Genomic DNA, 13041 nt, shown 5'->3' on the forward strand with positions numbered 1-13041 from the left:
GGTTTGTTCTTAAGCTTCAGTGTTTTCTTCAGTTTCAGCAGCAGGAGCTTCTCCTTCTGTAGCTTCAGCAACAACTTCTTCAGCAGGTGCGTTTGCAGCTTCTTCAGCAGCTTTAGCATCAGCTTCAGCTTGTGCAGCAGCAGCAATTCTAGCTTCGTTTACTTTTACTTCAGCTTCTAAAGCAGCTTTCTTAGCGTCAGCTTTAGCAGTTGCTAAACCTTCTACTTTACCTTGTACTTTAGAATCTTTAGCTTCTACCCAAGCATTGAATCTTTTTTCAGCTTCAGCTTCGTCAAAAGCACCTTTAGCTACACCACCTTGTAAGTGTTTTTTGTAAAGAGCACCTTTGTAAGATAGAATAGCTCTAGCAGTATCAGTAGGCTGAGCACCGTTGTTTAACCACTGTACAGCAGAATCAACGTTCAATTCGATAGTTGCTGGATTAGTAATTGGGTTGTAAGTTCCTAGTTTTTCGATGAATCTACCATCTCTTCTAGCTCTAGAATCTGCAACCACGATGTGGAAAAAAGGTTTTCCTTTTTTACCGTGTCTTTGTAATCTGATTTTTACTGACATAATGTTTGAATTTTACGGGAACTCGTCCCAGTTAAATATTTAAGAGTGCAAAGATAAACAAAAATTCTAATTTAACAATTAATAAATATAACAATTTATCAATCTAATAGGGAAACAATATTTTGGTCCTTTTTTAAACTGATTGTTACATTGGTAAATTTTCAGATTGTTATATTAAAACCATATTATATTGTTCCCATATAGAAAAGTCCCAGACATTTCTGGTTTTCTTCAATGGTTAAAGAGTTTTTCAACTCCTCTACAATTTTAGGCGAACTCCAGTAGCATCCGATATTATTTGCGGTACAGGTAAGATACATGTTCTGAACCGCCATTGAGGTAGCCGCTATTTCTTCCCATTCAGGAACCATTCCGCTGAAATTGACCACAATGGAAACTACAGCATCAGCTTTATTGATTTTAAAACCAATATCGTTGTATTTTTTCTCTAAGAAAAGCTGTTCCGGTGTAACTGTCTTATAGATAGCCTGCATTTCTGATGCAAGCTGTGCTTTTTCTTCTCCTTTGAATATTTTGAAACGCCAAGGTTTGGTACGTTTGTGGTTAGGAGCAAATGTGGCCGCATTTAAAATTCCCTCCAATACTTCCTGAGATATCTCTGTATCAGTATAATCTTTTGGAAAAATACTTCTTCTTTGCTCTATGATTTCTTTTAAAATGGATGCATTATTCATACCTGCAAATTTACAACATGGAATTCAATCTCTTCCATTTAAAATGTTAAGTATTTACGTCCTGATTATGACTAACCTTTTTCAGGATAAAAAAGAGTATAGAAAACCATTTTTCATGCGGTTTCCTATTCAAAGTCTGTATATAAAGATTGATATTCTACAATACTTCAACAATCTTCTGATGGATTTTGTTTAAAGTAAATTCATCACCGCCCTTTCTGCCCATCATCTCTTTAGCCATAGGACTTTCCGGAGATATGGCGTAGAACCTGTCTCCTTCAAAAAAGAATTCTCCCAGTGACACAGAAATATAGAATCTGGCTTTATTGGTAATCACCAATGAACCGAGCTGCACTCTTTCAGTGGCCGTATTGAGAACTTTTGCCATATTTCTTTTAAGATCATTCAAAGCTCCCAATTGTCGCTGCATCTGATAGATCTCCTCCTGCATTTCTTCTCTCATGCTGTCATATTTCGGAGTTTTTTTGATGTCGCGGCTGGCTTCCAGGGTAAATGCGATAAAGTTTTTCAATTTTTCAATTTTCTCTGCGATGGTAGTCTTTACAAAGTCTCTGATATCACTTTTTTCAAATACAATCTTCTCCATACAATCTATTCTTTATATAAAGATAATATTTTTAGAATAATATTCTTGGGCTTTATAAAAAATAACGTTTACAAAAATAAAGGAGAAAGAAAATGGGATTCAGTTCCAATAATGGACTGTAATAAAAAAGCCTTGTAAAGTTTACAAGGCTTTCATTTTATTTTTCAGCAAGTTTTTTCAGATCGCCCAGCCCCTGGCTGAACATTTTGTCCATATTGCCATTCATCAAAGGTTTCATAATCTTCATCATGGGAGTCAGTTCATTATCTATCATCCAGGTTACTTTGGTACCACTTCCTTCAGGAACCAACATGAAATTGGCTTTCATATCTCCTTCAAAAGGTTTTATAAAGTGAAGTTTTGTACTCATTTTCTGGTTGGGTATCAGCTCAGTAATGGATTGCTCTCCTTCACCTACATTTTTATCTCCTTTCCAGTGATAGGAATCTCCTACTTTATCTCCGTTTCCTGAATACGTAATGACAATGTTTTTATCAGCTTTAGAAAAAGGATCCCATTGGTTATATCCTTTTAAATTCCCTGCATAGCTCCATACTTTTTCCTGTGGTGCATTGATAACAATAGATTTTTCATAGTGGTAATCTTTACTGAAAGCGAGCATGGCAATGACAGCATAGATAATAATCAGTACAATGATGGTACCAATAATTTTTAAGAGTGTTTTCATAGTCTATATATTTAAGGTTATTTATTTTAATGATGACTTTTAAATCTGTTCTCAAAATTAAATATTCCTACATCACTCCCTCTTTCCATATGACAAGATTAAATAAAGATAAGGTATTTTTGTCATAACTCGCCAGTGAGGCATTATTTTTGCGCGTTTCAGCTTTGATTCCCAATGAATCATTAAATTTACTTTATATAAAAAGATCAAAAAATGAATATTTTAACAGAAAAATTTAACACTCCATACCATTCGGCACCATTCAATGCCATCAAAAATGAAGATTATCTTCCGGCATTTCAGGAATTGATTCAAAAATCTGAAGAAGAAATTGAGGCTATTGTCAACAATCCTGAAGCGCCTACTTTTGAAAATGTAATTGAAGCACTGGCCTATTCAGGAGAGCAGCTGGATGTGGTATCCAATATTTTTTTCAATTTAAATTCTGCAGAAACCAGCGACGAAATTCAGCAAATCGCTCAGGAAGTTTCCCCGATCTTAACAGAATATTCTTCAAAAATCTCTCAAAACGAAGCCCTTTTCAACAAAATCAAAAAAGTATATGATGAAAAGGAAAATTATAATCTCAACGAAGAGCAGAAAATGCTTTTGAATGAAACCTACAAAGGTTTTGTAAGAAGCGGAGCTTTATTGAATGAGGAAGACAAGGAAAAATTAAAGAAAATCAGTATGGATCTTTCTTTAAAGTCTTTACAGTTCGGACAAAATGTACTGGCATCTACCAATGCTTATTTTAAACACATTACCAATAAAGAAGATCTTGCAGGAATTCCTGAAGCAATCATCGATCAATATGCGGAGGAAGCAAAAGAAAGAAATCTTGAAGGTTGGGTAGTGACGTTACAGTATCCAAGCTATATTCCGTTTATGACCTATGCTGAAAACCGTGAACTGAGAAAGGAACTCGCCTTAGCCAATGGTAAAAAATCTTTTGACGGCGGAGAATATGACAACCAGAATCTGATCAAAGAATTGCTTACTCTTAAACAACAGAAAGCTGAGCTTATCGGATATAAAAACTATGCAGATTTTGTTCTTGAAGAGAGAATGGCTAAGTCTCCGGTAAAAGTTATTGACTTTTTGAATGAACTTCTAACCAAAGCAAAACCTTATGCTGATAAAGAAATTGAAGAATTAAAAGCTTTAGCAAAAGCTGACGGAATTGAAGAAATGCAGGGCTACGATCACGCATTTTATGCTGAAAAACTTCGTAAAGAGAAATATGATCTGAATGATGAGGAACTGAAACCTTATTTTCCGTTAGATCAGGTACAGGAAGCCGTATTCGGGTTGGCGGAACAACTTTTTGGATTAACTTTTGAGGAAAGAAATGATATTCCGAAATACCACGAGGATGTAAAAGTATATGAAGTAAAAGAGAACGAGACTTACAAATCTCTTTTATACGTTGATTATTTTCCAAGAAAAGGGAAAAGAGCCGGCGCATGGATGACCAGCTACAAAAATCAGTATAAACAAAACGGTGAAAATTCCCGTCCGCATATTTCCATTGTCTGCAACTTCAGCAAACCGACAAAAGATACTCCTAGCTTACTGACATTCCAGGAAGTGACTACTTTATTCCATGAATTCGGGCATGCTCTTCACGGAATGATGGCGGATACCCAATATCCTACCCTTTCCGGAACATCTGTAAAATGGGATTTTGTGGAACTTCCATCACAGTTTCTGGAAAACTTCTGTTATGAACCTGAGTTCTTAAAAACGTTTGCAAAGCATTACAAAACAGGAGAAGTACTTCCTGACGAAAAAATTGAAAAGATTGAGCAGTCTAAAAACTTTATGGAAGGCTATCAGACTTTAAGACAATTAGGTTTCGGACTTCTGGATATGAACTATCATACGAAAGTTGAAGAATTAGAGAAAGAAAGTGTAAAAGAGTTTGAAGATAAGTATACCCAAGCAACCACTCTTTATCCTTCAAATTCAGAAACGGCAATGAGTCCTAGTTTCTCTCATATTTTCCAGGGAGGATATTCTGCAGGATATTATTCTTACAAATGGGCAGAAGTTCTGGATGCTGATGCTTTCCAGTATTTCAAGGAAAACGGAATTTTCAATCCTGAAATTGCTGCCAAGTATAAAGTATTGCTGTCTTCAGGGGGAACAAAAGATCCAATGGAGCTTTATAAAAGTTTCAGAGGCAGTGAGCCGAAAGTAGAGAGCTTATTAAAAAGAGCATTTGGATAGGATATATATTCAGATTGTGACAGAAAAAATAAATGTAAAAAGGACAGCGATTGCTGTTCTTTTTGTTTTAAATTAGTCGCTCAATAAACTCAAACATTTCCTTCTTTCACATGAATATTCAAGAACAAATCCAAAATTATATCCACAGCCAGCCAGAACCAAAACGTAATGATATGCAGGAACTTCATCAAATCATTCTTGAGCTCATGCCGGAATGCCAGCTATGGTTTCTTGATGGTAAAGACAGTGAAAATAAAACTGTTTCTAATCCTAATATCGGATATGGATTGTATACCTTGCAATATGCAGGTGGAAAAACCCGAGACTTTTACCAAATTGGAATGAGCGCCAATACAACCGGTATCTCAATCTATGTTATGAACATCAGTGATAAAAAATATTTATCCGAAACGTATGGAGAAAAAATAGGTAAAGCCAGCGTAACAGGATATTGTATTAAATTCAAAGCTCTGAAAGATATCAACATTGAAATACTGAAAGCAGCGATACTGGATGGACTGAAAGAATAAAAAATACTGAAATTCTTTTTACTCTTAAAAAAACAGCATATCTATTCTAAGAAAGCTAAATTTGTACTTTATAAATAAACATCCATTCTGTAATTTTAAATAATGAGCAGTATAACACTAAGATTAGAAAACGTAAAAAAACTTCAGGCTAAAAGATGGGAAAATGAAGACCATTGGGACACTTTAAACGATCTATTAGTCAAAGAATTAGATGAAATTTTGCTTATTGAGCCTAAAAATACGGCAGCTTTAATTAGTATTGGTGCTGTTTATTCTGATATGGGTGAAAATGAAAAGGCGCTGGCCTACTTAAAAATGGCATTAGATTTGGGTTCTAAAGACAAAAATCTTTTTGTAAACCTGGCCATTGTGCTTATTTATATGGAAAAACATCAGGAAGAGTATTTGGAATATCTTGAAGAAGCTGAGGATGCCATTGAAGATCCTCTTACTTTTAAAGCGTATTTTGATCCTCAGTCCCGTTAAAATCAGTTCAATTAAAAACTTAAAATCATGTTACTAGCCATATTACTTCCTTTCTTATCTTTCATGGTCCGTGGAAAAATTCTCACCGGAATTATTTGTCTGATTTTACAGATCACACTGATCGGATGGCTTCCTGCTGCAATCTGGGCGGTACTTTCTTTAAATAATGCAAGAGCAGATCAACGTAATGATAAGCTGATTAAAGCAATGCGTGAGAATAAAAAGTAAATCAGATAAAAATCTTATCCCATTCTCATCAGGAAATTATAGGCAACTCTGTGAAAAAGTATTCATAACTGATTAAAATGTATATTTGTTTGACCTCAAACTACAGATTATGAAGCTCTTGACACTTTTCTTCCTATTTATTTTTTCCCTCAAGTTTTCTGCTCAGCAATATGGGAAAGAGCTGGATCGCTATTTTACAGCGCTGACCAATCTGAAAAATTTTAATGGGAATGTAAAAATTGCCAAAAACAATACAATTCTTCTTGATAAAACATATAACATTCCCCATGAAGACAAAGCATTAAAGGTGAACAGAAACAGTAAATTCATCATTGCTTCAGTTTCCAAGATCTTTGTAAAATATGGAATCTTAAAACTTGCTGAGCAGGGAAAAATCAAGCTTTCAGATCCTCTTAATCTATACATCAGAGATTTTCCCAATGGTGAAAAAATTTCTATTGAGAATCTTTTATTTCATCAATCCGGATTGCCAAGAGAAATCAAAGACTATGAAAAATATGACCATCTGAGTCTTGACAAAATAATAGAACTGGCCAGACAGGAAGCACTGCAATTCGAGCCTGGAACGCAAACTTTATATTCAAATGTAGGATATTTCATTCTTCACTACATTATTGGTAAAGTATCGGATAAAGGGTATTGGGATTTCATTCAGACAGAAATCATCAAAAAGTATCAGCTAAAGAATACGGGTGAGTTCAACTCTGCCCAGTCATTATCAGATTTTGCTTATGGATTTTCAGGTGAAAATGGCAAAATTACCCCGGTTCCTCAGAACAATATCAACAGATTTGAGACCGGAAACTATTTTTCAACTACGGATGATCTGTATAATTTCAGCAAACAACTTATTTCGGGGAAGCATCTCAGAAAAGATCTTATCCTTACAATGTTCGGAAACAACAGCCAATTGATACAGGCAGGAGGCCGGCCCGGCTACAGAGCCTATTATTATCAGGATTTAAAATCGGGTATTACTTTTATTTTCACCTCAAATTTCACAGATATTCCATTTCAGAAGGTGACAGAAGATATTATTAATCTTTTAAACGGCCAACCTTATCAAATTCCTCAGAAGATTAACAAAAAAGCCATTGAAGTTCCTGATGAGATTCTAAAACAATACACCGGAAAGTTTGCTCTTGAAGCAGATCAGTCACAGGTTTTCACTGTTATCTTAGAAGATCATTTTCTCTATATCCTTGATAAAGACGGTGAAAAAACCAAGATTTATCCTGAGTCACAACATTCTTTTTTTGACAATCCCGAATCTGAGGACGGGTATCAGTTTTTAAGTGACAATAACCATCAATATCATTTAATTATCATTTCTACAGGAGTTCGATTAAAAACCAAACGGGTACAATAATCATTATAAGGATTCTGAATTATGCAGGAATTAAAATTTATATCAACAGCTATATTGTATAACATAGTAATAAAAATAAATTATATCTTTGTATAACAAATTACATACTTATGATTATTAAAAAATTGATAACCGCTTTTGTTTTACTACCGTTTTTAATTCAAACAATGGAGGCACAAACAAAAGGATATGAAAAGAAAATTGACAGTATTATCCAGACTGAATTTGGAAATAAAGAGGAACCGGGAGGTGTTTTTTTAATTTCACAAAACGGAAAAAGTCTCTATCGTAAGGCATTTGGAAAAGCCAATCTTGAACTCAATGTCAATATGACGCCGGATCATGTTTTCCAGATCGGATCAATGACCAAACAGTTTACTGCTGTGGCGATTCTCATGCTTGAACAGCAGGGAAAACTTAATGTTAATGATCCCATTTCGAAATACATCAAAGATTATCCTAACGGAGATAAGATTACCATTCACCACCTTCTGACCCATACTTCAGGAATTAAAGATTTTACGAAAATAAAATCATTGCCTTCTATTGCTCAAAAAGAAATGAAGCCTGAAGAAATGGTCAATTTTTTCAAAAACGAACCTGTCGATTTTGCACCAGGTGAGAAGTTTGATTACAATAACTCCGGGTATGTCGTGTTGGGATACATCATTGAGCTGGTTTCCGGAACTTCTTATGAGGATTTTATCAAGAAAAACATCTTTGATAAAGCAGGAATGACCCATTCTTATTATGCTTCCGACAGAAAAGTAATTCCTCAGAGAGCGTACGGCTATCACAAAAAAGAACATGGATTTGTGAATAAAACCGTAATCAGTTTCAGTGTTCCGTTTTCTTCCGGTTCATTGATGTCCACAACAGACGATATGTTGAAATGGCAGCAGGCCTTAAACCAAAATTTATTATTGGATTTAAATGAAACCCAAAAAGCTTTTCAAAAGTATAAGCTGAACAATGGTGAAGAGTTTACCTATGGATACGGATGGCACTTGAAAGACATCAATGGAATTCCTGACCGTGAGCATGGAGGAAGTGTCTTCGGATTTAAAAGCATGGGAATTTACATTCCAGGTGAAGATCTCTATGTGATAGGACTCAGCAATTGTGACTGCCACTCTCCTACAGAAATTACCCAAAATATTGCTAAGGCTGCTTTACAAGCAATCAAAACCTCAGCAAAGAAACCTTAGTTTTATTTTCTGTTTTTCATTTCAGGAAGAACATAATCCGGAACCTTAAAAATACAGGCCATTACAAAAATCAAACATAGAATATTAATCAGTAAAGTAACGGAAAAGGCATTGTGATACTGCTGTACGGAAGGTTTTGTTCCCAGAAAATAATAGAAAATACTTCCTACAGCAACAATCCCGACTATAGCAGCAATCTGTTGAAAAGTATTATAAACCCCGGAAGCATTTCCAATCAATTTTTCAGACATTCCTGATAAGGCAATATTCGCCAGTGAAGGAATAATAGATCCTATTCCCAGCCCATACAAAAATAAAAGCAGACAGAAAACGGGAAAACCAGTCTGCATCCTGAATAAAAATAACTGAAGCATAAGAATCAAGATTATAAAGCCAAGCCCTGCTATCAGGGCTTTTTTCCCATATTTCAAAATGAGCTTTACAGAAATGACTGAAGCTAAAATAAAACCCAATCCCTGAAAAACAATGATCTCTCCAGCCTCTAACGGGCTCATCTTTAGTCCATCCTGAAAAAACAGAGACAGAATATAAAAATAGGAATCCAGCATAATAAAAAAGAAAGAAACCGCCACAATTCCCAAATTGAAATTTTGATAACGGAATAATTCAAAATCAATCAGATAGGAACGTTCATTTTGGATTCTCTTCTTCTGGTTTTTTATAAAACTGAATAAAATTCCACCGGAAATAATCATTAATGAAACATTTTTAAGATGAAGACCTTCATGTTCAGACATTGTCAAAGCATACGTTGCACAGAACAATCCTGCAGAAAGAATGAGAACTCCACCAGCATTGAAAGATTGTTTTACAGGTATTTTAGATTCGTTCAATAATTTCAGGCTAAGAAAAATAGCGGGTATGCAGATGGGAATATTCATCAGAAAAATAAGTCTCCATGGCTCTTCCATAACAGTCAAAGATGAAAAGTATCCTCCGAGAAACTGTCCCAAAACGGTTCCAATCCCGATAGTAGTTCCATACCATCCCATCGCTTTGGTGCGTTCCTGATGAACGGGAAATAAAATCTGTATCATGGAAAGTACCTGAGGAGCCATCATGGCAGCACTGATTCCTTGTACAAATCTTGAAATTACCAGCTGACCAGCTCCTACAGAAACTCCACAAACAATAGAACTTATCATAAAGGCAATCAATCCGAAAATATAAATCCTTTTTCTTCCGTACAGATCTCCCAATCTGCCTCCTGTAATCAGTAAAGAAGCAAATCCTATAAGATAAGCGGCAATCATGAACTGCATTTCTCCATGAGAAGCATGAAGGTCACGCTGTATGGAAGGTATAGACACATTGATGATAAAAATATCCATTATTACCAACAACTGACCCAATAATATCACTAACAAATTCAAATACTTATGTTTCATTTTTATATAGATATATCTATTTTTTAATAATTAAAAAAAAATTAGGGCAATAAACCCTGAACAATTTTTTTTATCTGGTCAAAAGAATCAGTTTGTTTGTTGATTGTAGAGGTAACAACAGCTCCTTCGATGAGCAGAAAAATATGATCTGCTATTGAATCTGTGTCAGTCAGCTTCGCCTCTGTTCCATATTCATGGGCAAGTGTTCTAATCAGATCCTTTTGTTTTTCTTTATGCTGCGTAGCAAAAGCGGAAACAGAAGGATTTCCCTCTCCTATTTCGGAGACAATTTTAATGAAATGACAGCCTGCAAATTTTGAGGCCTGCTGCAGTTTTTTTCTGTAGTCAATGAGGGCAAGAAGTTTTTCTTTCGGGTCTGAAATCGTGGATATACTGTTTTCATATCCTTCAAACCAGCCAAGCTCCTCTTTGATAAGATAGGCCTGAAGAAGATCATTTTTGGATGAAAAATGATTGTACAAAGACCCAATGGCAATATTCGCTTCTGCAATAATCTGATTGATCCCCGTAGAATTATACCCTTGTTTATAAAACAATTCTGAAGCAACCCTGATAATCCTCTCGCGTACTTTTTCTTTTTTCATCGTGAAAATTTTTACAAATGTAGATAAAAAATAGATAAGTCTATCTATTTTTGAAATTGAGATAAAAACTTTATTTTAGATTCAGGAAATCCTATTTGCCATTTAAACTTCCAATCATGAAATCACTGTCACTCTTTTTGATATTTATATTGCTAACCGTATCTTGCAGTCAATCACAGAAACCTAATCCTTTAAAAAATATGAAATCTTCCAATCCTGTTGTCTACTTTGAAATTCCCGTGCATGATCTGGCGCGTGCTGAAAAGTTCTATTCTGCTGTTTTCAACTTTAGTTTTGAGAAAGAAATCATAGACCGCTATGAGATGGCATTGTTTCCATTTGAAGAAAAAAACAGTGGTATAACAGGAGCATTAGCTAAAGGAGATGTCTACAAACCTTCCAAAAATGGTGTCATTATTTATTTTAAAGCAGAAAATATTGACCAAACATTGGAAAAAGTTCTACAACAGGGAGGTTCTGTTCTTTACCCTAAAAGGATAGATGAAAAATATGGTTTTGCGGTAGCAGAATTTGAAGATTCGGAAGGCAACAGAATAGCGCTGCATGAAACGGTAAAGTAGCCATACCATTCATTGCATATTATTTTTTTTCATGTGGTTAAAGCATATTTTGTATATTTAAATAACCATTTGAAATCTAATTTGGTAAATACCTATGGCGGAAGAACTGTATTTCATCAAAACCAATCCCATTATTGCCAAAATAAATTTGTACAATAAGCTCAGCCGTGAAGAAGAAAATATTCTGAAATTCCTTGCGCCTGAAGCGAAAAATACCCTTGAAACAATTAAAGAAAAAGTAAAAGATTCTGTTGAAGAACTTAGCCAGGAAGAACTTCTGCTTATTTTTCAATGGTTTCATAAGGTATATTCTTCAGATCATGAGGAAACCAAAACACAGCTTTTCATTAATGGTATTGATCTTTTTTATGAAATTCCGACTAACATTCATGCCGAAAATTTCCTTCAGATTCTTTCAGATTATGAAAAACTTCTGAAGCAGGATATGAATTATATTGTAGACTCCAAAAATTTCAATCAATTCCTGATCTACGGGATTTTTCTGACAGAGATTATCAACAGAGAACAGCATCCGGATAATATCCTTTGTGAATATCTGAAACCGGATAACCAGTCTTTATATCTTCTGGCTGAAGACCAGTGCAGTTTGAAAGATTTTGATCCTGCCATCATCCCGAATCTTCAGCATTATTTTACCGATCTGTATGATCTGACCAAGTTTTACAAAGGTTCTATCATCAAACTTGAGAATCAATAAACAGAAGCTTCTTAAACCTCTCGCAGCATTTCAGGATTTTTCATGAGATACTCTAACGCTTCTGTCACAGCGTGTTCAGGACTTTTAGGATTGAATCCTAATTCATTTCTGGCTTTAGAAATATCAAAATCCTGTTGTAATCCGGAAAACATGGCAATATCTTTTCGGGTAAGTACGGGTGGTTTTCCACTCAATTTTGCGGTAAGTTCCATGAGAGCAGCAATGGTAACCAGAATTCCTTTGGGAACGGAACGGGGAATATTCAGCTTCAGCTCTGGATAAAGGGTATTGGCCAGAATAGTTGTATCTGTGATCGTCATGCATTTTTCATTGGCCAAAATATAACGTTCACCCGAACGTCCTTTTTCAGCGGCTAAAAAACATCCTTCTGCAACATCCTTCACATCTATCCAGTTCAGGGTAATTTTTGTATCTACAGGAATTTTTTTGTTGAGAATAAGCTTCAGTATACCATAAGAAACATTGAGTGGTAAAAATGCTTTACTTCCAATCATGGCAGAAGGCATCACCGAAACTAATTCTATCCCTAGTTTTAAAGCCAGATCAAATGCCAGTTTCTCCCCGTCATTCTTAGAATTATAATACATATCTCTTCGATCCGGATTATAACCATTGCTTTCTCTGGTAGGTAAGTTTGTATAATTGAGAGCAGCAATAGAACTTACATATACTATTTTTTTTACGCCTGCTTCTGCGGCAGCTTCAATAGTATTCCGCGTACCATTGATGTTTACTTCATAGATTTCCTTTTTAGGATTTTTAGCCCATAATTTGAAAGAAGCGCCTACAGCATAGAATGTTTCCACTCCCTGCAATGCTTTTACAAAAGAAGCTTTGTCGGTAATATCCGCTTGTACCAGCTCACAATCCAATCCGTCAAAAGGTTTTTTGTTTTTTGTATTTCTTACAGCAGCTCTTACCGGAATCCCTTTTTCCAGTAAAAATCTGACTAAATTATTTCCCAGATGTCCATTTGCTCCTGAAACAAGACTTATATTATTCTTTGTCATTACATTAATTTTAATGCTGCAAAGTTCATCTTCCCCATTCCAGAACCACTTGACTTT

15 protein-coding genes are annotated in these 13041 nt (G+C 35.2%); 8 read left to right on the forward strand and 7 right to left on the reverse strand.

Features of this window, described 5'->3' with window-relative positions; translation table 11 throughout:
- Positions 1-9: 9 nt before the first annotated feature.
- The 4 genes from CQ022_RS10170 to CQ022_RS10190 all read right to left on the reverse strand — a co-directional run bounded on the left by CQ022_RS10170 (position 10) and on the right by CQ022_RS10190 (position 2566).
- On the reverse strand, positions 10-576 hold the full coding sequence (locus tag CQ022_RS10170; protein WP_105681290.1) for a 30S ribosomal protein S16: 567 nt from the start codon (positions 574-576) through the stop codon (positions 10-12).
- A gap of 185 nt (positions 577-761) precedes the next feature.
- The gene (locus CQ022_RS10175; protein WP_105681291.1) at positions 762-1271 is read right to left on the reverse strand and encodes a nitroreductase; all 510 of its coding nucleotides are present in this window, start codon (positions 1269-1271) and stop codon (positions 762-764) included.
- Between the two features lie 157 nt (positions 1272-1428).
- Positions 1429-1878: a GreA/GreB family elongation factor gene (locus CQ022_RS10185; protein ID WP_105681293.1), complete on the reverse strand. Its 450-nt coding sequence runs from the start codon at positions 1876-1878 to the stop codon at positions 1429-1431.
- Between the two features lie 157 nt (positions 1879-2035).
- Entirely contained in the window at positions 2036-2566 is a 531-nt protein-coding gene (locus CQ022_RS10190) for an SRPBCC family protein (protein ID WP_105681294.1), read from the reverse strand.
- A gap of 213 nt (positions 2567-2779) precedes the next feature.
- Between CQ022_RS10190 and CQ022_RS10195 the strand changes: the two genes are divergently transcribed.
- The 6 genes from CQ022_RS10195 to CQ022_RS10220 all read left to right on the forward strand — a co-directional run bounded on the left by CQ022_RS10195 (position 2780) and on the right by CQ022_RS10220 (position 8640).
- Positions 2780-4798: a M3 family metallopeptidase gene (locus tag CQ022_RS10195; protein WP_105681295.1), complete on the forward strand. Its 2019-nt coding sequence runs from the start codon at positions 2780-2782 to the stop codon at positions 4796-4798.
- A gap of 110 nt (positions 4799-4908) precedes the next feature.
- Entirely contained in the window at positions 4909-5328 is a 420-nt protein-coding gene (locus CQ022_RS10200; protein WP_105681296.1) for a DUF1801 domain-containing protein, read from the forward strand.
- A gap of 102 nt (positions 5329-5430) precedes the next feature.
- Entirely contained in the window at positions 5431-5814 is a 384-nt protein-coding gene (locus CQ022_RS10205; RefSeq protein ID WP_105681297.1) for a hypothetical protein, read from the forward strand.
- Positions 5815-5841: 27 nt separating this feature from the next.
- The gene (locus CQ022_RS10210) at positions 5842-6042 is read left to right on the forward strand and encodes a YqaE/Pmp3 family membrane protein (protein ID WP_228421514.1); all 201 of its coding nucleotides are present in this window, start codon (positions 5842-5844) and stop codon (positions 6040-6042) included.
- Positions 6043-6151: 109 nt separating this feature from the next.
- Positions 6152-7432: a serine hydrolase domain-containing protein gene (locus CQ022_RS10215; RefSeq protein ID WP_105681299.1), complete on the forward strand. Its 1281-nt coding sequence runs from the start codon at positions 6152-6154 to the stop codon at positions 7430-7432.
- Positions 7433-7599: 167 nt separating this feature from the next.
- Positions 7600-8640, forward strand: coding sequence for a serine hydrolase domain-containing protein (locus CQ022_RS10220; RefSeq protein WP_228421516.1), 1041 nt, complete (start codon positions 7600-7602; stop codon positions 8638-8640).
- Positions 8641-8642: 2 nt separating this feature from the next.
- Here CQ022_RS10220 and CQ022_RS10225 read toward each other — a convergent pair whose 3' ends face one another.
- Positions 8643-10049: an MFS transporter gene (locus CQ022_RS10225; protein WP_105681301.1), complete on the reverse strand. Its 1407-nt coding sequence runs from the start codon at positions 10047-10049 to the stop codon at positions 8643-8645.
- 41 nt (positions 10050-10090) lie between these two features.
- A complete protein-coding gene (locus tag CQ022_RS10230; protein WP_105681302.1) occupies positions 10091-10654 on the reverse strand; it encodes a TetR/AcrR family transcriptional regulator in 564 nt (187 codons plus the stop codon).
- A gap of 116 nt (positions 10655-10770) precedes the next feature.
- Between CQ022_RS10230 and CQ022_RS10235 the strand changes: the two genes are divergently transcribed.
- Together CQ022_RS10235 and CQ022_RS10240 are read left to right on the forward strand one after the other, a co-directional pair.
- A complete protein-coding gene (locus tag CQ022_RS10235) occupies positions 10771-11235 on the forward strand; it encodes a VOC family protein (RefSeq protein ID WP_228421871.1) in 465 nt (154 codons plus the stop codon).
- 94 nt (positions 11236-11329) lie between these two features.
- Positions 11330-11953, forward strand: a complete 624-nt coding sequence (locus CQ022_RS10240; protein WP_105681304.1) for a hypothetical protein — start codon at positions 11330-11332, stop codon at positions 11951-11953.
- A gap of 11 nt (positions 11954-11964) precedes the next feature.
- On the opposite strand, the gene CQ022_RS10245 is transcribed toward CQ022_RS10240, so the two are convergent.
- Positions 11965-12984: an NAD-dependent epimerase/dehydratase family protein gene (locus tag CQ022_RS10245; RefSeq protein ID WP_105681305.1), complete on the reverse strand. Its 1020-nt coding sequence runs from the start codon at positions 12982-12984 to the stop codon at positions 11965-11967.
- Between the last annotated feature and the right edge of the window lie 57 nt (positions 12985-13041).

Origin of the sequence: Chryseobacterium culicis (genome assembly GCF_002979755.1) — a bacterium.
GTDB classification, from domain to species: domain Bacteria; phylum Bacteroidota; class Bacteroidia; order Flavobacteriales; family Weeksellaceae; genus Chryseobacterium; species Chryseobacterium culicis_A.

Excerpts from the sequence above, each read along its gene's own strand:
- CQ022_RS10170 (WP_105681290.1), bottom strand. The coding sequence starts at position 576 with ATGTCAGTAAAAATCAGATTACAAAGACACGGTAAAAAAGGAAAACCT.
- CQ022_RS10175 (WP_105681291.1), bottom strand. The coding sequence starts at position 1,271 with ATGAATAATGCATCCATTTTAAAAGAAATCATAGAGCAAAGAAGAAGT.
- CQ022_RS10185 (WP_105681293.1), bottom strand. The coding sequence starts at position 1,878 with ATGGAGAAGATTGTATTTGAAAAAAGTGATATCAGAGACTTTGTAAAG.
- CQ022_RS10190 (WP_105681294.1), bottom strand. The coding sequence starts at position 2,566 with ATGAAAACACTCTTAAAAATTATTGGTACCATCATTGTACTGATTATT.
- CQ022_RS10195 (WP_105681295.1), top strand. The coding sequence starts at position 2,780 with ATGAATATTTTAACAGAAAAATTTAACACTCCATACCATTCGGCACCA.
- CQ022_RS10200 (WP_105681296.1), top strand. The coding sequence starts at position 4,909 with ATGAATATTCAAGAACAAATCCAAAATTATATCCACAGCCAGCCAGAA.
- CQ022_RS10205 (WP_105681297.1), top strand. The coding sequence starts at position 5,431 with ATGAGCAGTATAACACTAAGATTAGAAAACGTAAAAAAACTTCAGGCT.
- CQ022_RS10210 (WP_228421514.1), top strand. The coding sequence starts at position 5,842 with ATGTTACTAGCCATATTACTTCCTTTCTTATCTTTCATGGTCCGTGGA.
- CQ022_RS10215 (WP_105681299.1), top strand. The coding sequence starts at position 6,152 with ATGAAGCTCTTGACACTTTTCTTCCTATTTATTTTTTCCCTCAAGTTT.
- CQ022_RS10220 (WP_228421516.1), top strand. The coding sequence starts at position 7,600 with ATGGAGGCACAAACAAAAGGATATGAAAAGAAAATTGACAGTATTATC.
- CQ022_RS10225 (WP_105681301.1), bottom strand. The coding sequence starts at position 10,049 with ATGAAACATAAGTATTTGAATTTGTTAGTGATATTATTGGGTCAGTTG.
- CQ022_RS10230 (WP_105681302.1), bottom strand. The coding sequence starts at position 10,654 with ATGAAAAAAGAAAAAGTACGCGAGAGGATTATCAGGGTTGCTTCAGAA.
- CQ022_RS10235 (WP_228421871.1), top strand. The coding sequence starts at position 10,771 with ATGAAATCACTGTCACTCTTTTTGATATTTATATTGCTAACCGTATCT.
- CQ022_RS10240 (WP_105681304.1), top strand. The coding sequence starts at position 11,330 with ATGGCGGAAGAACTGTATTTCATCAAAACCAATCCCATTATTGCCAAA.
- CQ022_RS10245 (WP_105681305.1), bottom strand. The coding sequence starts at position 12,984 with ATGACAAAGAATAATATAAGTCTTGTTTCAGGAGCAAATGGACATCTG.